The organism is Dietzia kunjamensis (genome assembly GCF_045689975.1).
Classification (GTDB): Bacteria; Actinomycetota; Actinomycetes; order Mycobacteriales; family Mycobacteriaceae; genus Dietzia; species Dietzia kunjamensis.
In genome coordinates this window covers 3121380-3143341 of the sequence record NZ_CP143297.1, presented here as the reverse complement: position 1 = coordinate 3143341, position 21962 = coordinate 3121380, and the positions used below count along the sequence as shown (strand labels likewise).

The following is a 21962-nucleotide window of genomic DNA, read 5'->3' as shown; positions in this document are numbered from 1 at the left end:
GGTCGCGGGGAGTGAACGAGAACACGTGTTAGCGTCGGCGGGTGAGAGAATCGCAGCACGACGGCCCGGAGCCCCGCCTGGGGTTGACGTTCAGCCCGAACCCGGACGGTTCGGTGAGCTGGCACCAGCCGGTCGCCGACCAGTTCATCGACCCGTCGGGGCGTTTCGCCACCGGCGGTCTGGCGGTCCTGGTGGATTCGGGCCTCGGGTCGGAGAACCACCGCCGCCGCCCCGAGGGGATGTGGACGGTCACCACCGAGCTGCGGATGGACCTGTTGGCGCGCCCGCGCGCGGGATCGGCGGGACTGGGCATCCGCACGGACCACCTGGGCGACGACGGTCACTGCCTCACGACGCGCGGTGAGGTCGTCGACGACGACGGCGGGGTGATCGCCTCCGGACTGGTCAAATCCATGGAGATCGCGGGAGCCGTGGACCCGGACGGGTACGACGACGAGCCGCCGTGGCCGTCCAGACTCGCGCCGGGAACGCTGGCCGAGGTCCTGTGCCTGACGCTGGACGAGCGGGACGACGGCCCGGGCGGAACCCGCGTCGTGGAGGGCGTGATCGCGCCGGAGCCGACGTTGGCCAACCCGCTGGGCAATCTGCACGGCGGCGTGTTCGCGGCGGCCGCGGAGGTCGCCGGGGCCGCGGTGTTCCCGCACGAACGCGAGGTCAGCTCGTCCTCACTCGACGTGCGGTACGTACGACAGATCCCGCTGGTGCAGCCGGTGACGGTCCGGGCCGAGGTCCTGCACGACGGGCGGAGCTGGGGCATCGCCCAGGTGACGACGAGAGACGAGCGGGGGCGTGTCTGTGCCGTGGCGACGGTCACGGTCTACGGCCACCGGTAGTAGGTGTCACGTCAATCAAGTAGAGTTCTCGTCATCAGCAACCCGCACGACGAGAGGGGACCGTACGTGAAGATCGGCATCATTCTGGGCAGCATCCGCGAGGAGCGTTCCGGGCAGACCGTGGCCGAGTGGGTCGCGCAGGAATCGCAGGCGCGGCAGGACGCCACCTATGAGCTGGTCGACCTCAAGTCGTTCGACGTCCCGCTGCTCACCTCGGCCACGGTGCCGGGCGCGGCGAACAAGCAATACTCCGACGAGCGGGTGCAGCGCTGGAGTTCGACCATCGACTCGTACGACGCCTTCGTCTTTGTCACCCCCGAGTACAACCACAGCGTCCCGGGCGGCCTGAAGAACGCCTTCGACTCGCTCGGTAGCGAGTGGGCGAACAAGCCCGTCGCCTTTGTCTCCTACGGAGCCGAGGGTGGTGTGCGCGCCGTGGAGCACTGGCGTCAGATAGTGGCCAACTTCCACATGTACGGCGTGCGTCAGCAGATCTCCCTGAGCCTGTTCACCGAGTTCGGCCCCGAGGGAGTGCAGCCCGCGGAGCGCCGCTCCGAGGAGCTGGCGACGCTGTTCGATCAGCTCGAGCAGGCCACCCGCCGCTTCTCCCTGGTGGACGCGAGCGCCTGAGTCGCGGCGCGCTACACAGGCGAAGTAGCCGGACGCAGTAGTTGAGCAAGGAGGCCCGCCCCCGTTTCTTCGGGGGCGGGCCTCGTCGTTCGCTGCGGTGCGCTCAGTTCACGGCGGCGAGCGCGGCGTCGTAGTCCGGCTCAGTGGTGATCTCGTCGACGAGCTGCGTGTAGACGACCTTGCCCTCGGCGTCGACCACGACGACCGAGCGGGCCAGCAGGCCCTCCATGGGGCCGTCGGTCATCTTGACGCCGTAGTCCGCGGCGAAGTCGCTGCGGAAGGTCGAGCCGGCGGTGGCGTTCTCGATGTCCTCGGCGGCGCAGAAGCGCTTGTGGGCGAACGGCAGGTCGGCCGATATGTTGACGACCTCGGTGTTCTCCAGGCCGGAGGCCTTCTCGTGGAAGGTGCGCACCGACTGGGCGCACACGCCCGTGTCGACGCTGGGGAAGATGTTGAGGATGAGCTTCTTGCCGGCCAGCGACCCGGAGGTCACGGGAGCGAGGTCGGTGCCGACGAGTTCGAAATCCGGGGCCTTGGAGCCGACGGCGGGGAGCTCGCCGGACGTGCTGACGGGGTTGCCCTTGAAATTGGTGGTTGCCATGCGTCCGTTCTACCGGATGCCGGTGGTCGGCGGTGGTCCGGCCGGTTCCGGGGTGGGGCGGCGGATGGCGGGTTCCCCGCTCCCGGTCCCGCCGAACTCCTCAGCGCGGGGTCGCCACGTAGACGGCGATCCCGTCGGGCACACCCTTGACCCCGCCCCACCGGAAGGTCCGCTTGGGGCGGGTCGCCACGCTGTCGGGGTCCAGCCCGGCGCGGGTGGACTCGCTGATGAGGATCTCGCCCGCGCCGGCCTTCTCCGCGAGCCGCGCGGCGACGTTGACGTCCATGCCGAGGTAGTCGTCCCCGATCCGGCGCGGGCGCCCGGTGTGGACGCCGACCCGCAACCGCGGACGCCAGCCGGCCACCTCCACGCCGGCGACCCCGTCCAGGCATGCGGCCACCGCGTCCAGCGCCAGCTGGGGAGACGGGAACGTGGCCATCAGTCCGTCGCCGAGACGTTTGACGACGGCGCCACGGTGGGCGAGCACCTCGGGTTCGGTGGCCGCGGCGACCCTTCGGAGGAGCTGGAGCGACTCCTCGTCGCCGGCGCGCATCGCCCAGTCCGAGAACCCGACGATGTCGGTGAACACGATGGTCACCTCGCTCCCGCCGCCGGCCCGCCCCGTGCGCTCGAGCACGGCGTGCCACACCTGGAGCCCGCCGAGCGTCACCTCCCGGGACGCGGTGGGCTGCTCGTCGAACAGTCGGCCGGCCACCCGGGCGATCGTCCCCGCGCTGTCGCGGCCGGCGGCCGAGAGCGGGTCGCCGAAACCGGCGTCCCCGGGCAGGGCCCGCCGGGCCCGCCGCAGCAGTTCGACCGACGTGGGATGACGGTTGACGTCGCGTGCGCCCGCCGCGGCGCGGGCCGTCGCCGTCCGCACCCGCTCCCAGTAGAGGTTCGCCATGGTCGTGAAGCCTAGGACGAGGAGGTGGGCGCCGGGGCCGCCTCGCCCGTCTGGTCCACCGCCCGCCACAGGTACCAGGACGCCACCGACCGGTACGGTGCCCAGCCGGCCGAGTGGTCCAGCATCATCGCGGGGGAGGCCTTGTCGTCCAGACCCAGCACCCGTTCGAATCCCCGCCGCACCCCGACATCGGCGACGGGGAACACGTCGGGTCTGTCCAACAAGAAGATCAACAGCATCTCCACGGTCCATCGGCCGATCCCGCGGACCGTCGTCAGGGAGGAGATGACCTCGTCGTCGTCGTAGTCCCTCAGTTCCCCCAGGGTCGGGATCCGACCCCCACGCACCGCATCGGCGAGGTCCCGCAGGGCGGCCACCTTCGGCCGCGAGATCCCGCACGCCCGCAGTTCGTCGTCGGACAGTGCGGCCACGAGCGCGGGGTCGAGCTGGGCGTCGCTCGTCGCCCGCCCGCGCAGCCGGCCCGCGATCGTCGCCGCGGCCTTCACCGAGAGCTGCTGGGACAGGATCGACGAGGCCAACCGGTCGAAGAGGGTGTGCGGCCCCGTGTCCGGCGTCGGGGTGAGGGTGCACGGACCGACGGCGTCGATGTGCGCGCGCAGGTGTGGGTCGGCATCGTGGAGGTACCGCACGGCCGTGACCCTGTCGTATCCTTCCGGCATGCCGTGAAGGGTACGCGGGCCGCGCGTGACCTCCCCGTGTCACAGGTAACGACCTTCACGCACAATGCGATAACCAACGGGTCACGACACTGCTCGGGAGAGGACCGTTATCGTGCGTAGAACTCAGAGGCGTCTCGCCGCCGTCGCGGCCGCCGCCGCTCTCGCGCTGGGCGCCGGAGCGGGCACCGCCTCCGCCGGGTCGGCCGAGGTGCCGTCGGGCGTCGCGCTGTACAGCGGCCTGACGATGCTCGGCTGCCAGAACGTCGGCCAGGAGCTACTGGCGCTGTGTGGGGACTTCGAGGTCCCCACCGTGGACGATCCCGCGGTGCTCACCGTCAACCCGTTCACCACCGACATCGTCATCCTGGGTGCCGGACTTCTCCCCGACGGCGGCATCCGCCCCGTGCTCGAGGAGCGACTGCGGACCGGGTACCGGTTGGCGCAGGCGTACCCGACCGCCCGCATCATCGTCACCGGCGGCGTGCCGCAGAACGGGCGCACCGAGGCACGCGCGATGGGCGACTGGCTGCGTGGCGCCGGAATCGCGCCGTTCCGGATCACCGAGGAGGGGAACTCCGCCTCCACGGTGCAGAACGCCCAGTTCACCGACCGGATCTTCCGGGAGCGCGGCACCACCGGCGCCGTTGTCGTGACCACCGGTGACCACGTGAAGCGCGCGGTGCTCAACTTCCGCCAGGCCGTGGACGGCCGGATCCCGGTCACCGGCGTGGTCGCGCGGGGCTGATCGAGATCGCCGCTCCTGTGGTCCCGGCGGCCGAGGGTGATCTCGGCGGGGTCGCCGGCTGGGCCGTGGGCGTCATGGAGGCGCTCGGCGGGCCCGGCGCGGCCCTCGTCGTGGGTCTGGAGAACGTCTTCCCGCCCATCCCCAGCGAGGTCATCCTGCCGCTGGCGGGGTTCAGCGCGGCGCAGGGCACGTTCACCCTCGCCGGTGCGATCTTCTGGACCACCCTCGGGTCCGTGCTGGGGGCGATCCTCGCCTACGGTCTGGGTTTCTGGCTCGGTGCCGAGCGGGTCCGCGCGCTGTTCGACCGGGTCCCGCTGATCCAGGTCGCGGACTTCGACAAGGCCGAGGGCTGGTTCACCCGCCACGGGCGGGGCGCGGTCTTCTTCGGTCGGATGGTGCCCGTCGTGCGCAGCCTCATCTCCATCCCGGCGGGTGTGGAGCGGATGAGCCTCCTGCTGTTCGTGTTGCTCACCACGGCCGGCAGTCTGATCTGGAACTCGCTGTTCGTGGTGGCCGGTTACCTCCTGGGTGAGCAGTGGCACCGGATCGAGTCGGTGGCGGGATGGGCGTCCAACGCCGTCGTCGCGGCGATCGTGGTGCTGCTGGCGGTGTTCCTGGGGCGGCGTGCCTACCTGGAGTTCAGGGAGCAGCGGGAACACCGCGCCGCCCCACGCGGTTAACTGATGTGACAGCAAGAAGTCGTACCAGCTCACCCGTGCACCCCGGCACCCGTGCACCCCAGGAGGAAACCATGTCCGCTATCCGCCAGGTTGTCCCGCTCGGAGGCCAGTGGCCGGGTCTCGACCCGTTCCTGTTCGCCGTCCACCACCGTGACGAGTTCCCTCCGGCCGAGGGCGAGACCATGCGTCCCGCCGCCTCCCTCGCAGGCCGGTCCCTGGGTCAGGACTTCTCGGGCAAGGACGGGTGGTCGATGTACCACGGTGAGACCGTCCCCGGCTTCCCCCAGCACCCGCACCGGGGGTTCGAGACCGTGACCGTGGTGCTCGACGGCGTGGTCGACCACGCCGACTCCCTCGGCGCGGCGGCCCGTTTCGGCCACGGCGACACCCAGTGGCTCACCGCCGGCTCCGGGATCTCGCACTCGGAGATGTTCCCGCTCCTGGACACCGAGCGGCCCAACACCATGGAGCTGTTCCAGATCTGGCTCAACCTCGCACCCGAGGACAAGTCCGCCGAGCCACACTTCGACATGTTCTGGTCCGAGAAGACCCCGGTCGTCGTCCGCGGAGCCGATGGCGCCGCCGCGCGGTTCCGCCTGATCGCCGGGGAGATAGACGGCGTGCGGGCGCTCGACCCGCCGCCACACTCCTGGGCGGCGCGACCCGAGAACCACCTGGCCATCTGGATCGTCACGCTCGACCCCGGCGTGAGCACGGAGCTACCCGGTGCCGACCCCTCCGCGAACCGGGTGCTCTACAACTACGGCGGGCCGCTGACGGTCGACGACCGGCAGTTGGGGTACGACGCCGCCGTCCTCGCCCCGGAGACGGTCACCGTGACCGCCGGTGACGAGGGCGCGTCGTTCCTCGTCCTGCAGGCCCGGCCGATCGGCGCCCCGGTCGTCCAGCAGGGGCCGTTCGTCGGCAACACCCGCGAGGACATCGTCACCGCCATGCAGGAGTACCGCGCCGGCGTGTTCGGCACCTGGGACCTGCCGCAGAACGACCCCGTCCACCCGCGCGGCGAGACCCGGTTCGCCCGCTACCCCGACGGCCGCGTCACGCGGCCGGTGGGTTAGACCGCGGCCGTCGGGTCAGTCCCCGTCGGGCCAGGCGCCGGTCCGCAGGAGCTCGAGGCTGGCCTTTTGGTCGATGATCGGCTGGCGCATCTGGTCGGCGCAGAAGTCCAGCAGCGCCTCCGAGAGGGCGGAGTTGTCCGACGAGATGGCACCGCGGGCGACCGCGACGTGGAGGTTCTCGGCGAACCCGTCGATCGCCGTCTGCGACACGCAGCTGTGCGTCGACACCCCGCACAGCAGCAGGTGGTCCACGCCGAGTTGCTCGAGCCGGGCCTTGAGCTCGGTCTCGAAGAAGGCGCTGTCGCGGGTCTTGACCACCTCCACGTGATCGCCCGTGGCCAACTCGTCGAGGAACTGCGCCTGCTCGGTGCCGGGGAACGCGAAGCCCTGGTCGTCCTCGCACATGTTGAGCGTCCACGTGGACTTGTCGCGGGAGTGCTCGGTGCGCACCAGCACGACGGGTCGTCCGGCGTCGTGGGCGGTACGGATGAGCTCGTTGACCCGCGGCACCAGCTCGTCGCGCACCGTCGCCAGTTCGGGGAACTCGAAGTACGAGTTCTGCATGTCGATCACCACGAGGGCGGTCTGCTCGCCCGGACGCCACCACGTGTCCGAGACCTCGACCGGCGTGGTGCGCTTGTGCCGGTTGCGGTGCCACACCGTCTCGATCGTCCGCGCCACGTGCTCGGGGACGTCGCGGCCCTCGAGGTAGTCATCGATGTCGTCGTAGCGCAGGCCGAGTTCGTCCTCGTCGGTCTGGCCCTCGTTCTCGTCCAGCAGGTCGGCGGTGGGCACCTTGTCCCACAGTCGCTTCGGGGCGCCCAGTTGGCGGAGCAGGGCGCGACCCTGCCGCTTGTTCAGCCCCGACAGCGGCAACACGTCCGCGGCGCCGTCGCCGAACTTCGTGAAGAACCCGGTGACGTTCTCGGCGGCGTGGTCGGCGCCGATCACCAGTAGTCCGCGGTCCCCGGCCAGCGCGTACTGGGCGACCATGCGGTGACGCGCCTTGGCGTTGCCCTTCGTGAAGTCGGTGAGCTCGGCCCCCGTGCCCTCCCGGATCGCCCCGTTGAGGGCGTCGACCCCCGGTGCGACGTTCACGGTCACGGTCTCGTCGGCGTCGACGAACTCCACCGCGGCGACGGCGTCGGCCTCGTCGTGCTGCACCCGGTAGGGCAGGCGCATCCCCACGAACACCGCGTCGCCGCCGTCCGCGCGCACCCGCTCCACCGCGATCTGGGCCAGGCGCCCGGCCAGGGTGGAGTCGACCCCGCCGGAGATGCCCAGGACGAAGCCCTTGGCGCCGCTGGTGGTGAGGTAGTCCACGAGGAACCGCACCCGACGGTCGACCTCGGTGGCGGGGTCGATGTCGGGCCGGACCCCGAGGCTGTCGATGATCGTCCTCTGAAGTTCACGCATGGCCCCATTGTGTGGATGCGCCGCGGCGGCGCGCCACCGGAGGCCGGCGGCCACGTTCAGGCGAAGAGTTGCTCGATCTCCGCCGCGTAGAGTTCGTCGACCACCCGGCGTCGCAGCTTCATCGTGGGTGTGAGCTCGTGCCCGGGGCGCCAGTCCTGCCGCAGCACCGTGTACTTCTTGATCTGCTCGACCCGCGACAGCGTGGCGTTGGCGCGATCGACCTGCGCCCGGATCGCCTTCTCGAGTTGCGGGTCGCCCGCCCGCTGCGGGTCCGCCACGATCAGGGCGACGTTGTAGGGGCGTTGATCGCCGATCACGGCCACGTGGGAGATCGCGTTGCCCGCCGAGCGGATGGCCATCTCGATGTTGGCCGGGGACATGTTCTTGCCGGCCGCGTTGATGATCAGCTCCTTCTTGCGGTCGACGATCCACAGGTAGCCGTCCTCGTCGAGCCGGCCGATATCGCCCGTGTGGAGCCACCCGTCGCCGTCGATCGCCTCGGCGGTCTTCTCCGGCGCACCGCGGTACCCCCGCATGACCTGCGGGCCGCGCACCGCCACCTCGCCGTCCTCGGCGATCCGGACCTCGACGGTGTCGAGCGGCTTTCCGACGCTCCCGAGCTTGATGGCGTCCGGGGTGTTGGTGGCCACGCAGCACGAGACCTCGGACATCCCCAGCATCTCGCAGAGCGGGAGGCCGAGGGCGGTGAAGAACTCCAGGACACCACGAGGGGTCGGGGCCGCCCCGGTCACGACCCACCGGGCCTCGTCGAGTCCGATCTTGGCCCGCAACGCCTCGGCTACCTGCGGGTTCGCGACGGAGTCGGCTACCGCGTCACCCGGGTAACCCGCCTCGAGTGCGGCCTTGAGCTTCTCCCACACCCGCGGGACGGCGCCGAACAGGGTCGGGCGCGTGGCCACGAGCGCGGCCGGCAGCTCCGCCATGTCGGCCACGCACGTCACCGTGTTGGCGTAGGCCATGAAGCCGGAGTAGTGCGAGGTCCAGCGATCGGCCACGTGGGCCGCGGGCAGGAACGAGATCTGGCGCCCGTGTCCCGGCAGCGGGACCGCGTGATGGACTCCGCGAAGCTGCGTGAGCATGCCCTCGTGGGTGAGCTCGACGCCCTTCTGCGGCCCCGTGGTGCCGGAGGTGTAGATGAGCGTCAGCAGGTCGTCGGGGCGGATCGCCTCGGCGCAGGAGAAGTCGAAAGCGGTCTCCTCGGCGGCCAACTCGCGCAGCAGGTCGTCGTGGTCGTCCGGGCTCTCGTCCACCAGGACGAGCCGCTCCACCACCGGGGCGGACCCCCGTGCAGCCCCGAGGACCCCGACGAACGCCGACTCGGTCACGATGGTCTTCACACCGGCGTCCGCCAGGACGTAGGCGAGCTGATCCGGCGCCGACGTGTTGTAGAGACTGAACGGCACGGCGCCGAGCATCATCACGGCGGTGTCCACGAGGTGGAACTCCGGTCGGTTGCGCAGCATCAGGGCGACCGGCTCGCCCGGGGCCACACCCAGCTCGCGGAGCGTGCCGGCGATCGCCCCGACCCGTGCCCGGGCCTGTGCGTACGTGACCTCGGCTCCCGTCTCGTGGGAGCGGAGCGCGACCTCGCCCGGGTGGGCGGCAGCCGTGGCGAGGAACAGGTCGGCGAGGGTGCCCGATTCCGCCAGGCGGGTGGCGCTCGCGGACGCGGACGGGGTGGCGGTGGAGGTCACGGTGGTTTCCTGGAGGTCGTCGGGGTGTTCACAGTGTCGTCTGACTCACATTCTCGCCGGGTTCGTGATCGCGGTGACACCCCCGGAGGTCGTGGAAGATCACCCGAACGGGTGCCGGACCCGGCGGGCCGGGCCGGGCACACACGCTGCCGTAGCCTGGGCTGATGCACGACGATCCGTCCCTCGACTACCGGGACCTCCTGGCCCGGCTCGCGGATGTCGTCTACGCCGTCGACACCGACGGCAGGTTCACCTACATCAACCCCGCCGGCGAGCGGATCTTCGGCTGGGACCTCGCGGATCTGATCGGCGAACACTTCTCCAAGGTCATCGACCCCGACGCCCTCGCGGAGACCGTCGAGCACTTCCGACTCGGGATGGCCAGCGCCGACCCTGGGCGCTACTTCGAGACGCGGATCCTGCAGCCGGACGGCCAGCTCCGCGACCTGGAGATCCACGCCGGGAACATCTACCGCGGCGGCCGGCTGGTCGGCCGGCAGGGCGTCGGCCGGGACATGACCGAGCTGCGCCGGCTCCAGGCCAACCTGGCCACCAAGACCAGGCGCCTGGAACTTCTCGAGGAGCAGCAGCGCGCCGCGCTCGAGGTCTACCGGCGCCTCAACCTCATGGTCGGCCGCGCCGGCGGTGACCCGGGCCGGACGGAACAGGCGCTCGACGCCGTGGAGAGCTCGCTCCAGCTCGAGACGGCGCGCGTGATGGGGTTGCAGGACGACCTCGAGATCATCGCCCTGATCGCCGACGGCTACTCCAACCAGGAGATCTCCGACCGTGTCCACCTGAGCGTGCACACGGTCAAGGACCGCGTCAGCCGCATCATCACCAGGCTCGGCGCCCGCAGCCGCGCCGCGGTGGCCACCCGCGCTACCGAGTCGGGGCTGCTCCGCTCTCGCCGGTGAGGGCCCCGATGAAGTCCGACACCGCCCGCGGCCACTCCTCGACCTCCGCCGGGGAGCGGGCGACCTCGAGCCGGGCGTTCGGCAGCAGCTCCAGCAGGTGCTCGGCCACCTCGAGCGGGTGGGAGGCGTCCTGCGGCCACGCCAGCAGCAGCACCGGCATCCCCAGCCGCGCGATCCGCTCCTCCGGCGGGAGGTCGGTCGCGGCCGCGCCCCGGAACGCAGCGGGCAGCCACTCGTCCGCCACGTCGGGCGCGGTGACCGGCCGGGCCGGGTCGATGGCCGGCGAGGTGGGCGGCTGCCGGGTCACCTCGGACCACCGGGCCCCGCCCCAGCGTTCCACCTGCCGCGCGGCCAACTCGTACAGCCGCGACTGTTCCCGCCGCCACTGCCACACCGTCGGCGGGATGCCCAGGGTGAGCGATGCGAACCGCTCCGGCTCGGCCACCGCCGCGGTCAGCAGCGTCGCTGACCCCATCGACTGACCCACACCGTGGACTCGCTGGCCGGGGAACTCCTCGTCGAGCAGGGCGAGCAGATCGCGGGCCAGCGCCGGCCACGTGTAGTCGTCCGGGTCCGCGGTGCCCGGGGACTCACCGTGACCGCGGGCGTCGTAGCGCACGACCCGCAGGCCGTTGCGGCCCGCCGTGAGGTCGAGGCCGAACACCTCGTCGCGGCGCCGGCTCGAGCTGAGCCCGTGCAACTGCACCACCGGCAGCCCGTCCCCGCGTACGTCGCGGGCGAGCGCGGGCCCGTCCCCGCCGGGCCGGGCGTCGAGCCGTCTCGTCGTCGTCACACTTCGCGCCTTTCCCCGTAACACGCCGCCCCTACCGTCCGGGCCATGAGGCTCACCACCGTAACGCGGATGTCGCTCCCCGACGGCGTCGTGCACCGGTTTGCGACCGATGTCACCCCAGCTCACGGCGAGGATCGATCCCCCTCGTTCGACCAGGCTCGCCACGCCTCGCTCGGCCCCCGCCCGGGCTCGTGGATGGCCGTGGCGTTCGCGCTGCCGTTCCCGGCCGACCGGGACGAGGTCGCGCGGGCGTGGCTAGCGGTGGTCGCGCGCCACGAGACGCTGCGCACGGTGCTCACCGGAGGCGGGCACGACCGCGACGAGCACGAGGGGAGGACCGACCGCGACGACCGTGACGACGACAACGACGACGAGCTGCGCCTTCGGCCCGTGACCGTGCGGCCACTCGGGTGGCGGACCCCGCCCGCGGAGCCGGGGGAGGACCCGAGGGCCGTCCTGCGCCGGGTGTTCGACAAGGCGTGCTGCCCGTTCTCCCGGCCGGCGCACGCGCTGTGCCTGGTGGAGCCGCGGGACGAGCGGGAGCGGCCGGTCGTGGTGATCGGGCTCGACCACTGCCACGTCGACGCCTGGTCGCTGCTGGTGCTGATGCGCGACTTCTGCTCGTGCCTCGACGACCTGGCCTGCGGCCTCGAACCGGGCACCTGCCTGCCGCCGGCGACGGCGTTCGCCGCCCACACCGCCGAGCTCGCCGCCCGCCCGCCCGCGCCGGACGAGGTGCACCGACGCTGGGCCGCGATCCTGGCCCGCGGCGGCGGTGAGATGCCGGTATTCCCGCTCGACCTGGGCGACATCTCCACCCCGCGCGAGGAGGTGGTCGAGGTGCGCGACGTGCTCGACCCGGCCGGGGTCGCCGCCCTGGATGAGGCGGCCACCGCCGGCGGAGTACGCATGATCTCGCTGGCGATCTCCGAGATGACGGCCGTACTCCACCGCCGCGCCGGGGTGGGCCTGCGCGCGGTCCTGCCGGTGCACTCCCGCCACGATGTGCGCTCCGCCCGCTGGAACGACTCGGTGGGGTGGTTCATCACCAACTCCGTGATCGAGTGCGACGACCCCGACCCGGCCGCGTGCGCGGTGGCCGTGCGCGAGGCCGTCGACCTCGGTTCGCACGCACTGGGGCCGATACTCGCCCCGTACGGCGGGATGCCGCACACCCCGGGGATGTTCGCGATCTCGTGGCTCGACCACCGCCGCCTGCCGGTTGACGTGGACCTGAGCCTCAGCCCGCAGCACGTGTCGGCCGCGATCCGGACCGACGGGGTGATGGTGTGGTTCGTGGTCAGCGGTTCGGGGCTGCACGTGCGCTGCCGCTATCCGGGCACCGAAGCCGCCCGCGGGTCGGTGGGGGGTTGGCTCGACGAGCTGTGCGCCGGGCTGGTCCGCCGCGCCACCCCGGCCGCCGGTCGCACCGGGCCGGGCGGGCAGGTCGAGGCAGACCTCGGGCAGGTCAGTGGGGCGGCGCGCCGGACTCCGGTCCCAGGTCGGCCTGCAGCCACCCCACGTCGAGCCACCGCCCGTGCTTGAACCCGATCCGTTCCAGCCGGCCCGCCTCGCGGAACCCCATGGCCAGGTGTAGAGCCACACTCGGCTCGTTGGGAAGGGTCACGATCGCCAGCAGTCGGCGGAACCCGGCCGCCTCGAGCCGGGCGAACAGCTCCCGGTACAGCGACCGCCCCAACCCGAGGCAGTGCGCGCCCGGATCGACGTAGACGCTCACCTCGCATGACCAGCGGTACGCCGCGCGGTCCTTGACCGGCCCGGCGTAGGCGTACCCGACGATCCGGCCGTCGAGCTCGGCCACCAGCCAGTCGTACCCCGCCAGTGCCCGGTCGATCCGCGCCGCGAACTCGTCGACCGGCGGCACCTCGGTCTCGAACGTCGCCGTGGTCTCGCGGACGTACGGCGCGTACACGTCCAGACAACCGGCGGCGTCGGCCACGGTGGCGCGGCGGATCGCCCTCACACCTCCGGCCCTCCCGGGTTGCACCCCTCGGCCAGCATGCGCTCGGGCGAGACCACCGGCCGCCACGGCTCGAGATTCCAGGTGGGCTTGTCCGGCTCGAGCAGTCGCGCCCAGGTCCAGTGGCAGTCGAACTGCTCCCACATCCCCGGGCTGTCGGCCTCGGGGACGAGCCGGACGACCTCCCGCCAGGCCGTTCGCGAATCGTCGTCCCCCCACGCCTGGCGGCCGGCGGTGGACGGGGCGACCTCGAGCGTCACCCCGTAGTCGGAGTCGCCCCAGGTCGCGGCCTCGATGAACGGCGGGACGGGCGAGGGCGAGCCCCACTCCGAGGGGACGGGACTGTCGGTGGCGGGGGACGACGACCGCGCCGGGGGCGGGGACTCCCGCGGCGCGGCTGTCGGCACCCGCGCCGCGGAGGTGGACACGGACGTCGTCGCCCCCGCGTCCCCGGGCGCGGGCTCCCGCGGGTCCGACGAGCACCCACCCAGCGCGGTGGCCGCCAACAGCACGGCGCCGAGTGCGGCGGCAGTGGATCCGGTGGGCGGGCGGTGGGACATCGCTCGCAGTCTGCCACGGGCAAAGGGTTGCGTCCGAGCCCGTGTGCAGAGGATCCTGTCTGCGGAAGGGAACCGGCGCAGGCGGAGAGCCCGCACGCCACCCCTCCCACAGAAGGAGCGTGACCGATGCCCCCGTTCGACCTCTCCCAGCTGCAGGCCATGTGGGACGGGATCTTCCCCGCGATCTTCGGGCCCCTCGCTGCCTTCGTCGACACGATCGGCGCGTCCGTCCAGGGGCCCTGACGCGTCTCAGCCCACCGCGAGGATCTTGTGTAGCGTCCGGAGGTTCCTGCTCGTCAGGTGACGGTCATGCGCTCGGTTGCCGGAGGCCTTGCCGGCGGCCGAGCTCAGCGTCGCCCCCTTGGGAACCCGCCAGTACACGCACCCTGATCCCGCTGTCACGACCTCGGTGCCGCCGGGCTCGATCGCCGCGCCCATCGCCTCGGCGACCGCCCGGGTGACCGCCGGGTCATCGGAGAACACGACGTAGTCGTGGTGCTCGTCGAGCGACTCGAACGGGTACGCCGCCACCGCCTCCTCGACCGCATCACGGGTGAGGACCTGCACCACCGCGTCGTAGCCGAACCTGTCGGCGTAGGCGGCTTCGAGCACCGCTCGGAGTTCGTCCTCGGTGCGTGGGTCGGTGAGCACGACGTTCCCGGTGGCGAGGACGGTTCTCACCTCCGTGCACCCCGCGTCCTCGGTGCAGGCCCGCAGGTCCGCCATCGCGATCCTGGCCGACCTGCCCACGTTGATTCCCCGCAGCAACGCGACCTTGCGGTCTGAGTTCGACCCGCCGGGACCGGTCGTGAAGTTCATGGACCGATCCTCGCACCACGGGCGGGCCGCGAGGGTAACTTTGGCGACCATGGCAGTGTCAGTGCAGTCAGTGACCACGATCGAGGCCGGCATCCCGGAGATCATGGAGGTCCTCGCCGACGTCGAATCCCTAGTCGACTGGTCGGAGGCCCACCGCGAGGTCGAGATCCGCGAGGCCGACGACGAGGGGTGGCCGATCGTGGTGTGGGAGAAGATCGCGCAGTACGGCGTGACCGACGAGATGGTCGTGCGGTACGAGTGGTACGACGGCGAGGTGAGCTGGTCTCTCGTCGAGAGCAGCACCCAGAACGTGCAGAACGCGCGTTATGTGCTGACGGACAAGGGCGACGGCACCACCGAGGTGGTCTTCGACCTCGAGGTGGACCTCAAGATCAAATTTCCCGGAGTGATGCTCAAGAAGGCCCAGAAGCACATCGCGGACGTGGCCACCACCGGCCTCCGCAAGGAGGTCCTCCGGCGCTACGGCTAACCCAGCAGATCGAGCGCGGCCCGCACCCCGGCCGCCGGCAACTGCCCCGGCGCCGAAGCCGCGCCCACGGTGGCGAAGGTGGCCGCCGATCCGAACGTGCCGCCGCCGATACGCGTCACTGCCCCGAGCGCGCCCATAGACATGGTGATCAGCGGGATACCGGCGACGCGGTGGCGACTCTCGGTGGCCGCGATCAGCGTCACCACGTCGGCCGCCGAGCGGGGCATCACGGCGATCTTGGCCACGTCCGCCCCGGCGGCCTCCATGGCCTCCAGTCGAGCGACGATCTCCGCGGCCGGCGGGGTGGCATCGAAGTCGTGGTTCGACGCCACCACCGAGGTGCCGTGCGCGTGGGCCGCCTCGATCGCCCGTGCCGCCCGCGGGTGCCTGTGCTCGACGTCCACCGCCGCCACCAGGCCGGTCGCCGCGAGAGATGCGACCAGCGCGATGTAGGCGTCGTCGGTGATCCCGGCACTACCGCCCTCGGCCGTGGTGCGGAACGTGGCCAGGATCGGGGTGTCCGGAAGCAGCCCGGCCAGGGCCTCGAGCGCTGCCACCGCCGGGCCGGGATCGGTCGACGTCCCGGCCTGGGCGGCGGCCGCCCCGGACCGGGCGGGGGCGGGCTCGTAGAGATCGACCCGCCACTCGACGAGATCGACCACGGGATCGTCGGCCAACGCCGCGGCCTGCTGCTCCAGTTGCGTGAGGTCGCCGGCGGTGATCGGGACGATGATCGACGGCGAACGCGCATCCAGGTGCAGCTGGTGACGGGGCATGGTTAGACCCTACGACGACCCCCGCCGGGCCCGGACCGTCAGCTACACCCCTCGCAGGGGCACGGCCGGCGGGCCGGGATCAACTCCAGCGCGGCCAGGCCCCCGGTTCCGGAGGTGCGGTAGTACCTGCCCGCCCAGCGCAGGGTGCGGGACGGCCGGCGTACGGGGACCAGTTCCCAGGTCGGGCCGCCGGAGCCCTCGCACAGCAGGTGCCCGGCATCGAAGACCTGGCCGGCCAGGACGGTCTCGCCCCACCGGCCCAGCAGATCGGCGGTCTCCCGCGCCGACAGGCCCCGCACGAGCAACTCGGGGTGCCCCAGATCCGTCAGTCCGATGGTGTAGCCGAACCTGTCGTCCGGAGGAAGTGGTGTGGCAGCGCAGTCGCCGCAGTCGCAGCCCTCGCCGACGTGGACGACGTGCATCCCGGAGCGCTCGACGTTAGCGGCGACCCGCAGCATGTCGCGGTCGATGGTGGGGGCGTAGGCGGAGCCGGTACGGGGTGGGATGGCGGTGTGGGACATGGGATCTCCTCTGTGCGGGTGTATCGGGCCCGGGGCCCGGCATCGAACAGGTGCTCGATGCGGTGTCGACGGTAGATCCCACCTACGACACGGACCGTGAAGATGAGGTCGTGTACCGGGACGGGACGGGTGCACACTGGTGGCGGACACGCGGGGGACGCGTGGTCGGACTCGACCGAAAGGGGCGCCTGTGAGGGTCGCGTTGGCACTGGGCTCGGGCGGAGCGCGTGGATACACGCACATCGGCGTGATCCGTGAGCTGCAGGCACGCGGACACGAGGTGGTCGGGGTCTCCGGGGCGTCGATGGGTGCCGTCGTGGGTGCCCTCTACGCGGCCGGCAAGCTCGACGACTTCGAGAAGTGGGTGCGGGGCCTGACCCAGCCCGCCGTCCTGCGGCTCCTCGACGTCTCCTTCGCGGGCGGCGGCGCCATCCGGGCGAACAGGATCATGGCGGTGATCGGGGCGATGTTGGACGACGTCCGCATCGAGGACCTCGAGATCCCGTTCACCGCCGTCGCCACCGATCTGCGGGCCCGCCGGGAGGTCTGGTTCACCCGCGGCCCCGCGGACGTGGCGGTGCGGGCGTCGTTCGCCATCCCCAGCGTCATCACCCCGGCGTTGGTCGGAGGTCGGTTGATCGTCGACGGCGGCGTGACCAACCCCGTCCCGCTGGAACCGCTGGCGCCCGTGAACAGCGACCTGCTGCTCGCGGTCTCGCTGACGGGTCGTCGGTCCGGGATCCGCGGGTCGACGTTCCAGGAGAGCTCGGACCCGGACGAGGTGTCCCCCGAGGCCGAGCCCAAAATCTCCCGGAGAGGCGTCCCGGCCGGGCCGGGGCCGGCGGGCAAGCTGACCGGTCGGATCCGGACCGCGGCGGCGGACGTCCGCGACGGCGACCTGGTGCGATTGATCGCCGCGCGATTCGGTCAGGACGCGGCCGTCCCGGAGGACGAGGACTCATCGGATGCCGGCGGTGACGTGGCCGACGACGCGGCCGACGACCCTGTCGACGGCGTCTACGACGGGACGGCCGGAGTCCGGGCGCCCGGTCAGCCGTCTGACGTGGTGGAAGAGGCGGTCGACGAGGGCGAGCAGGAGGTCGCCGCCGATGCCGAAGAATCCCTTCCCGGGTCCCTACGGATCTTCGACGTGGTCACCCATACCGTCGAGGCGATGGAGAGCATCGTGACCGCCTACCGCATGGCCGGCAACCGCCCCGATGTCCTGGTCGAGGTCCCCTCGGACGCGTGCTCGACGTTCGACTTCCACCGGGCGGACGAGCTGATCGCCCTCGGCCGCCGCCTCACCGCCGAGGCGCTCGACCGCGCCGGGATCTGACGGGGTCGGTACTAGGTGCCTCCGCCGTTCTCGCCTCCGTCGCCGACGAGTGGCAGGTGCTGCGAGCAGTACGCCTTGACCGCGGCCGTCACCACTGCCGGTGCCTCGGTCACGGGAGCATCGGGATGGGCGTCGTTGTACATCTGGAGCACGTCGATGTAGCCGGTCCCCTCGTCGAACGAGGTGCAGGCGTCGCGACCCCGGGTGATGTAGTCCTGCTCGTCCGGCGTGTCCACGCCGACCCGCCGGATGTCGTTCAGGAACTCCTCGTCCGGGTTCGGGCTCTCGCCCCCACCCTCCTCGGAGCCCTCGGGCTGCGGGCCGTTGCCGGTCGTGGCGCCGCCCTCGCCGCCTTCCCCGCCGTCGTTCATCGCGTCACCGACCGCCGACGTCGCCTCGGCGGCGACGGAGCCCACCGCGCTGGTGGCCTCGCCGACGGCCTGCTCGGCCTCGCCCTCCTCTCCGCAGGCCCCCAGTACGAGGGCCAGAGCTGCGAGGCCGGATGCGGCGGCGAGGGGGCGGGAACGGGTGCGTGCGGACCGGGGTGTGACGGCCACGGTGGGTCCTCCTCTTCGAGTCGGTTGCGCGACACCGGCACTCGGGGCCGGTGCTGTCGCAAGGGTATTGCACCCGAGCGGCCGGGTCGGGCCTGATGTCCCGATTGTCTGTGAGTGGTGTCACAATCGAGATGTGAACGAGATGGGGTACTCCGAATCGCTGGGTCGCGCCCTCGGGGCCCTCGCGGATCCGTTGCACGAGCCGGTTCTGCTGGCACTTCCGGTGTTCATCGCGTTCGTCGCCATCGAGTGGATCTCGGCGCGGGTGCTCGAGGCCCGGGAGCCGGGTGGCTACCAGCCTCGGGACGCCGTCACCTCGCTCCTGATGGGCGCCGGTTCGCAGGCGTTCTGGCTGGTCGGGAAGCTGATCGGCCTGGTGATCTACGCCGCGGTGTGGGTCTACGTCGCGCCGTGGCATCTGCCGTCGGATGCCTGGTATACGTGGGTCCTCGCGATCGTCGGCACCGATTTCCTCTACTACTGGTACCACCGCGGCGCGCACCGGATCCGGCTCGTCTGGGCCACCCACCAGGCCCACCATTCGAGCGAGTACTACAACTTCGCGACCGCCCTGCGCCAGAAGTGGAACAACTCCGGCGAGATCGTCGCCTGGCTGCCTCTACCGCTGTTGGGGGTGCCGCCGTGGATGGTCTTCACCGGGTTCTCGATCTCGCTCGTCTACCAGTTCTTCGTGCACACCGAGCGCATCGGTCGGCTGCCCGGACCGGTCGAGTTCGTGTTCAACACCCCCTCTCACCACCGCGTGCACCACGGCAGCGACGCCGAATACCTGGACCGCAACTACGGCGGGATCCTCATCATCTGGGACCGCCTGTTCGGCACCTTCCGCCCCGAGACCCACCGGCCCACCTACGGGCTCACGACGCCGGTGACCTCGCACAACCCGTTCTGGCTCCAGACGCACGAGTACGTCGCCATCTGGCGGGACCTCCGCGGTGCCGCGAGCTGGCGCGAGCGGCTCGGCTACGCGTTCGGCCCACCGGGATGGAGGCCCGCCCCGGTGCCGGCACCCATCCCCCGATCATGCGCCGGGGTCCCCGAGCCGCACTAGGGTGGGGCGCATGGGAACTGCCACCAGCCTCGCCGACCCACTCGTCGTGGGTACCGCCCGACATGACGAAGGCGTGCGGCGACTGGTCGAGAGCTTCCGGGCCGTGCCCGCAGGTGAACCGGTTCGGCTGGCCAAGCGGACGTCCAACCTGTTCCGGCCGCGCGCCTCGTCGTCGTCGCCCGGTCTCGACACCTCCGGTCTCACGCGCGTCATCTCCGTCGACCCCGAGGCGCGCACCGCCGACGTCCAGGGCATGTGCACCTACGAGGACCTGGTCGACGCGACGCTGCCGCACGGGCTGATGCCGTACGTGGTGCCGCAGCTCAAGACCATCACCCTCGGTGGCGCGGTCACCGGGCTGGGCATCGAGTCCTCCTCGTTCCGCCTGGGCCTACCGCACGAATCCGTGCTCGAGATGGACGTGCTCACCGGCACCGGCGAGATCGTCACCGCCCGCCCCGACGGCACCGAGCGCGAACGCGCGCTCTTCCGTGGCTTCCCCAACTCCTACGGCTCGCTCGGGTACGCGGTGCGGCTGCGGATCGCGCTCGAACCGGTGGGGCGCTTCGTGGAACTGCGACACGTGCGATTCGACTCCCTCACCGCGCTCGAGTCGGCGTTGGCGCGGATCAGCGAGGACGAGCGATACGACGACGAGGAGGTCGACTTCCTGGACGGGGTCGTGTTCTCGGCCGACGAGTCGTACCTGTGCCTGGGTCGGCGGACCGACGAGCCGGGGCCCGTCTCGGACTACACCGGGGTGTCCGACAAGCAGGCGATCTTCTACCGCTCGATCCAACACGGCGGTCCCGCCGGCTCGGTGGAGCGCGACCGCCTGACCATCCGCGACTACCTCTGGCGTTGGGACACGGACTGGTTCTGGTGCTCCCGGGCGTTCGGTGTGCAGAATCCGCGCATCCGCAGGTTGTGGCCGCAACAGCTGCTGAGGAGCTCGGCGTACTGGAAGATCATCGGGTTGGACCACAAGTACGACCTGGGCAACAGGATCGGCGCACTCAAGGGCGAGGGCCCGCGCGAGCGGGTGGTGCAGGACGTGGAGGTCACCATCGACCACACCGCCGACTTCCTCGAGTGGTTCCTGCGCGAGGTGCCCATCGAGCCACTGTGGATCTGCCCGCTGCGCCTGCGGGAGTCCAGCCCCTCGCCCGGCGTGGGCGGCGGCCCCGGCTCCGACCGGCCCTGGCCGCTGTACCCGCTGGCCCCGGACACGACCTACGTCAACATCGGCTTCTGGTCGTCCGCGCCGATCGGACCCGGCATGGCCGAGGGGGCGTGGAACCGGCGCATCGAGGAGGAGGTCTCCAGGCTCGGCGGTCACAAGTCGCTGTACTCGGAGGTCTTCTACTCCCGCGAGGAGTTCGCCCAGCTCTACGGCGGTGACCACGCTGGCAGGCTCAAGACGGAATTCGATCCCGAGGGCCGGTTCGCGACCCTCTATGACAAGGCGGTGGGTGCACGGTGACCACGACGAGTGTGGGGACCGCTGGTGCCCCGGGGAAGATGACGATCGGCGAGATCATCGGCGCCTTCGCCGCCGGTGAACCGCCCCTGCGGATCGAGGCCTACGACGGGTCCTCGATCGGACCCGAGAACAGTGACCTGGTGCTGCGGCTGAAGAGCGAGAAGGCGCTGCAGTACTTCGTCACCGCCCCCGGTGACCTCGGGCTCGCGCGGGCCTACCTCATGGGTGAACTCGAGATGGACGGTGTCCACCCCGGGGCGCCCCACGACGTGTTCGGGGCGCTCGAGGTCTTCCGCAAACACATGACCCGCACCCCCGATGCCCGGACCCTCGCCCGGATCGCCCGGGCGGTGGGCACGGAGAACATCAGATTCCTCCCCACGCCGCCCATGGAGGTCAAGCCCGCGTGGAAGCGGGTGGTGTCGGGGATGCGCCGTCACTCCAAGGAGCGGGACTCCGAGGTCGTCAGCTACCACTACGACGTGTCGAACCGCTTCTATCGGTGGATCCTCGGGGAGTCCATGACCTATACGTGCGCCTGCTACACCGACCCCGACACCTCGCTCGAGGCGGCGCAGGAGAACAAATACCGGCTGGTGTTCGACAAGCTGGGTCTCAAGGCCGGTGACCGGCTCCTCGACGTGGGGTGCGGCTGGGGCGGCATGGTCCGCTACGCCGCCGCGCGGGGCGTGCGCGTGATCGGCGTGACCCTGTCCAAGGAACAGGTCGAGTGGGGGCAGGCCGCGATCGAGGCCGACGGGCTGGGCGACCTGGCGGAGATCCGACTGCAGGACTACCGCGACGTGCCCGAACGCGACTTCGACGCCGTCAGTTCGATCGGCATCACCGAGCACATCGGCCGCAAGAACTACCACGACTACTTCACCCGGCTGCACAACTACCTCCGGCCCGGCGGACGCCTGCTCAACCACTGCATCACCCGGCCGGACAACTCGCGCACGGTCAAGGCGGGGCAGTTCATCGACCGGTACATCTTCCCCGACGGTGAGCTCGCCGGCGCGGGGACCGTGCACCTGGAGGCCGAGAACGCGGGCTTCGAGGTGGTGCACGAGGAGAACCTGCGCCAGCACTACGCGTTCACCCTGCGGGACTGGTGCGCCAACCTGGTCGAGCACTGGGACGACGCCGTGGAGGAGGTCGGCGAGCCCATGGCCAAACTGTGGGGCCTCTACATGGGCGCGTGCCAGTACGGGTTCGAACACAACAAGATCCAGCTGCACCAGATCCTCGCGGTCCGGCTGGGCGACACCATGACCTGGGATGTGCCACTGCGCCAGTGGTGGCGGGCCTGAGCGACAGGTCGCGCGCCCGGCCCCCGGCCCGCGGCCC

General features: G+C 71.2%; 24 protein-coding genes and 1 pseudogene. 12 read left to right on the top strand and 13 right to left on the bottom strand.

Features of this window, described 5'->3' with window-relative positions; translation table 11 throughout:
* The first annotated feature begins 41 nt into the window (after positions 1-41).
* Both VZF99_RS14715 and VZF99_RS14710 read left to right on the top strand, forming a co-directional pair.
* On the top strand, positions 42-854 hold the full coding sequence (locus tag VZF99_RS14715; RefSeq protein ID WP_407335191.1) for a hotdog fold thioesterase: 813 nt from the start codon (positions 42-44) through the stop codon (positions 852-854).
* Between the two features lie 66 nt (positions 855-920).
* Positions 921-1484 (top strand): NADPH-dependent FMN reductase, encoded by a 564-nt coding sequence (locus VZF99_RS14710; protein WP_067718956.1) that lies wholly within the window; start codon positions 921-923, stop codon positions 1482-1484.
* Positions 1485-1587: 103 nt separating this feature from the next.
* Here VZF99_RS14710 and tpx read toward each other — a convergent pair whose 3' ends face one another.
* From tpx to VZF99_RS14695, 3 genes are all read right to left on the bottom strand, one after another.
* On the bottom strand, positions 1588-2085 hold the full coding sequence (gene tpx, locus VZF99_RS14705) for a thiol peroxidase (protein WP_067718959.1): 498 nt from the start codon (positions 2083-2085) through the stop codon (positions 1588-1590).
* Between the two features lie 100 nt (positions 2086-2185).
* A complete protein-coding gene (locus tag VZF99_RS14700) occupies positions 2186-2989 on the bottom strand; it encodes an adenylate/guanylate cyclase domain-containing protein (protein WP_067718962.1) in 804 nt (267 codons plus the stop codon).
* Between the two features lie 11 nt (positions 2990-3000).
* Positions 3001-3669 carry a DNA-3-methyladenine glycosylase family protein gene (locus VZF99_RS14695; protein ID WP_407335190.1) on the bottom strand — a complete coding sequence of 223 codons (669 nt, stop codon included), beginning with the start codon at positions 3667-3669 and terminating at the stop codon, positions 3001-3003.
* Positions 3670-3781: 112 nt separating this feature from the next.
* Between VZF99_RS14695 and VZF99_RS14690 the strand changes: the two genes are divergently transcribed.
* From VZF99_RS14690 to VZF99_RS14680, 3 genes are all read left to right on the top strand, one after another.
* Positions 3782-4414: a YdcF family protein gene (locus VZF99_RS14690; protein WP_206473511.1), complete on the top strand. Its 633-nt coding sequence runs from the start codon at positions 3782-3784 to the stop codon at positions 4412-4414.
* A gap of 74 nt (positions 4415-4488) precedes the next feature.
* Positions 4489-5094, top strand: a complete 606-nt coding sequence (locus tag VZF99_RS14685) for a DedA family protein (protein WP_407336143.1) — start codon at positions 4489-4491, stop codon at positions 5092-5094.
* A gap of 71 nt (positions 5095-5165) precedes the next feature.
* Positions 5166-6173 (top strand): pirin family protein, encoded by a 1008-nt coding sequence (locus tag VZF99_RS14680; protein ID WP_206473509.1) that lies wholly within the window; start codon positions 5166-5168, stop codon positions 6171-6173.
* Between the two features lie 15 nt (positions 6174-6188).
* Here VZF99_RS14680 and VZF99_RS14675 read toward each other — a convergent pair whose 3' ends face one another.
* From VZF99_RS14675 to VZF99_RS14665, 3 genes and pseudogenes are all read right to left on the bottom strand, one after another.
* Positions 6189-6746 (bottom strand): cysteine hydrolase family protein, encoded by a 558-nt coding sequence (locus VZF99_RS14675; protein WP_407336142.1) that lies wholly within the window; start codon positions 6744-6746, stop codon positions 6189-6191.
* A 24-nt stretch (positions 6747-6770) separates the two neighbouring features.
* Positions 6771-7589: pseudogene (nadE, locus tag VZF99_RS14670) on the bottom strand (ammonia-dependent NAD(+) synthetase); the annotation flags it as partial.
* A 56-nt stretch (positions 7590-7645) separates the two neighbouring features.
* A complete protein-coding gene (locus VZF99_RS14665; protein WP_407335189.1) occupies positions 7646-9304 on the bottom strand; it encodes an AMP-dependent synthetase/ligase in 1659 nt (552 codons plus the stop codon).
* Between the two features lie 164 nt (positions 9305-9468).
* Here VZF99_RS14665 and VZF99_RS14660 point away from each other — a divergent pair, with 164 nt between their 5' ends.
* On the top strand, positions 9469-10221 hold the full coding sequence (locus VZF99_RS14660; protein ID WP_407335188.1) for a PAS domain S-box protein: 753 nt from the start codon (positions 9469-9471) through the stop codon (positions 10219-10221).
* Here the strand turns inward: VZF99_RS14660 and VZF99_RS14655 are convergent.
* The gene (locus VZF99_RS14655; protein WP_407335187.1) at positions 10187-11014 is read right to left on the bottom strand and encodes an alpha/beta fold hydrolase; all 828 of its coding nucleotides are present in this window, start codon (positions 11012-11014) and stop codon (positions 10187-10189) included. The genes VZF99_RS14660 and VZF99_RS14655 overlap by 35 nt on opposite strands.
* A 45-nt stretch (positions 11015-11059) precedes the next feature.
* Between VZF99_RS14655 and VZF99_RS14650 the strand changes: the two genes are divergently transcribed.
* A complete protein-coding gene (locus VZF99_RS14650) occupies positions 11060-12559 on the top strand; it encodes a hypothetical protein (RefSeq protein ID WP_407335186.1) in 1500 nt (499 codons plus the stop codon).
* Here VZF99_RS14650 and VZF99_RS14645 read toward each other — a convergent pair.
* The 3 genes from VZF99_RS14645 to VZF99_RS14635 form a co-directional block, all read right to left on the bottom strand.
* Complete coding sequence (locus VZF99_RS14645; RefSeq protein ID WP_407335185.1) at positions 12483-12998, bottom strand: GNAT family N-acetyltransferase; 516 nt, start codon at positions 12996-12998, stop codon at positions 12483-12485. The genes VZF99_RS14650 and VZF99_RS14645 overlap by 77 nt on opposite strands.
* Positions 12995-13555, bottom strand: coding sequence for a DUF2599 domain-containing protein (locus VZF99_RS14640; RefSeq protein ID WP_208636653.1), 561 nt, complete (start codon positions 13553-13555; stop codon positions 12995-12997). The genes VZF99_RS14645 and VZF99_RS14640 overlap by 4 nt, the downstream gene beginning before the upstream one ends.
* 249 nt (positions 13556-13804) lie before the next feature.
* Positions 13805-14374, bottom strand: a complete 570-nt coding sequence (locus VZF99_RS14635) for a DUF1697 domain-containing protein (RefSeq protein ID WP_407335184.1) — start codon at positions 14372-14374, stop codon at positions 13805-13807.
* Positions 14375-14423: 49 nt separating this feature from the next.
* Between VZF99_RS14635 and VZF99_RS14630 the strand changes: the two genes are divergently transcribed.
* Positions 14424-14864 carry an SRPBCC family protein gene (locus VZF99_RS14630; protein ID WP_120285340.1) on the top strand — a complete coding sequence of 147 codons (441 nt, stop codon included), beginning with the start codon at positions 14424-14426 and terminating at the stop codon, positions 14862-14864.
* Here VZF99_RS14630 and aroD read toward each other — a convergent pair.
* Together aroD and VZF99_RS14620 are read right to left on the bottom strand one after the other, a co-directional pair.
* Positions 14861-15640 carry a type I 3-dehydroquinate dehydratase gene (gene aroD / locus VZF99_RS14625; protein WP_407335183.1) on the bottom strand — a complete coding sequence of 260 codons (780 nt, stop codon included), beginning with the start codon at positions 15638-15640 and terminating at the stop codon, positions 14861-14863. The two genes, VZF99_RS14630 and aroD, sit on opposite strands and share 4 nt — an antisense overlap.
* A 38-nt stretch (positions 15641-15678) precedes the next feature.
* Entirely contained in the window at positions 15679-16161 is a 483-nt protein-coding gene (locus VZF99_RS14620; protein ID WP_154830188.1) for a DUF4262 domain-containing protein, read from the bottom strand.
* 190 nt (positions 16162-16351) lie between these two features.
* Here VZF99_RS14620 and VZF99_RS14615 point away from each other — a divergent pair, with 190 nt between their 5' ends.
* Positions 16352-17500, top strand: coding sequence for a patatin-like phospholipase family protein (locus VZF99_RS14615; RefSeq protein ID WP_407335182.1), 1149 nt, complete (start codon positions 16352-16354; stop codon positions 17498-17500).
* 11 nt (positions 17501-17511) lie between these two features.
* Here the strand turns inward: VZF99_RS14615 and VZF99_RS14610 are convergent, their stop codons facing one another.
* A complete protein-coding gene (locus tag VZF99_RS14610) occupies positions 17512-18057 on the bottom strand; it encodes a DUF732 domain-containing protein (RefSeq protein ID WP_407335181.1) in 546 nt (181 codons plus the stop codon).
* Positions 18058-18199: 142 nt separating this feature from the next.
* Here VZF99_RS14610 and VZF99_RS14605 point away from each other — a divergent pair, with 142 nt between their 5' ends.
* The 3 genes from VZF99_RS14605 to VZF99_RS14595 are packed head-to-tail and all read left to right on the top strand — an operon-like array spanning position 18200 to position 21925.
* Positions 18200-19129: a sterol desaturase family protein gene (locus VZF99_RS14605; protein ID WP_407336141.1), complete on the top strand. Its 930-nt coding sequence runs from the start codon at positions 18200-18202 to the stop codon at positions 19127-19129.
* A 10-nt stretch (positions 19130-19139) separates the two neighbouring features.
* Positions 19140-20612, top strand: coding sequence for an FAD-binding oxidoreductase (locus tag VZF99_RS14600; RefSeq protein WP_407335180.1), 1473 nt, complete (start codon positions 19140-19142; stop codon positions 20610-20612).
* Positions 20609-21925, top strand: coding sequence for a class I SAM-dependent methyltransferase (locus tag VZF99_RS14595; RefSeq protein ID WP_407335179.1), 1317 nt, complete (start codon positions 20609-20611; stop codon positions 21923-21925). Before VZF99_RS14600 ends, VZF99_RS14595 begins: the two co-directional genes overlap by 4 nt.
* Positions 21926-21962: the final 37 nt, after the last annotated feature.

Excerpts from the sequence above, each read along its gene's own strand:
- VZF99_RS14685 (WP_407336143.1), top strand. The coding sequence starts at position 4,489 with ATGGAGGCGCTCGGCGGGCCCGGCGCGGCCCTCGTCGTGGGTCTGGAG.
- VZF99_RS14660 (WP_407335188.1), top strand. The coding sequence starts at position 9,469 with ATGCACGACGATCCGTCCCTCGACTACCGGGACCTCCTGGCCCGGCTC.
- VZF99_RS14600 (WP_407335180.1), top strand. The coding sequence starts at position 19,140 with ATGGGAACTGCCACCAGCCTCGCCGACCCACTCGTCGTGGGTACCGCC.
- VZF99_RS14635 (WP_407335184.1), bottom strand. The coding sequence starts at position 14,374 with ATGAACTTCACGACCGGTCCCGGCGGGTCGAACTCAGACCGCAAGGTC.
- VZF99_RS14630 (WP_120285340.1), top strand. The coding sequence starts at position 14,424 with ATGGCAGTGTCAGTGCAGTCAGTGACCACGATCGAGGCCGGCATCCCG.
- VZF99_RS14700 (WP_067718962.1), bottom strand. The coding sequence starts at position 2,989 with ATGGCGAACCTCTACTGGGAGCGGGTGCGGACGGCGACGGCCCGCGCC.
- VZF99_RS14680 (WP_206473509.1), top strand. The coding sequence starts at position 5,166 with ATGTCCGCTATCCGCCAGGTTGTCCCGCTCGGAGGCCAGTGGCCGGGT.
- VZF99_RS14640 (WP_208636653.1), bottom strand. The coding sequence starts at position 13,555 with ATGTCCCACCGCCCGCCCACCGGATCCACTGCCGCCGCACTCGGCGCC.
- tpx (WP_067718959.1), bottom strand. The coding sequence starts at position 2,085 with ATGGCAACCACCAATTTCAAGGGCAACCCCGTCAGCACGTCCGGCGAG.
- VZF99_RS14605 (WP_407336141.1), top strand. The coding sequence starts at position 18,200 with ATGGGGTACTCCGAATCGCTGGGTCGCGCCCTCGGGGCCCTCGCGGAT.
- VZF99_RS14650 (WP_407335186.1), top strand. The coding sequence starts at position 11,060 with ATGAGGCTCACCACCGTAACGCGGATGTCGCTCCCCGACGGCGTCGTG.
- aroD (WP_407335183.1), bottom strand. The coding sequence starts at position 15,640 with ATGCCCCGTCACCAGCTGCACCTGGATGCGCGTTCGCCGTCGATCATC.
- VZF99_RS14695 (WP_407335190.1), bottom strand. The coding sequence starts at position 3,669 with ATGCCGGAAGGATACGACAGGGTCACGGCCGTGCGGTACCTCCACGAT.
- VZF99_RS14620 (WP_154830188.1), bottom strand. The coding sequence starts at position 16,161 with ATGTCCCACACCGCCATCCCACCCCGTACCGGCTCCGCCTACGCCCCC.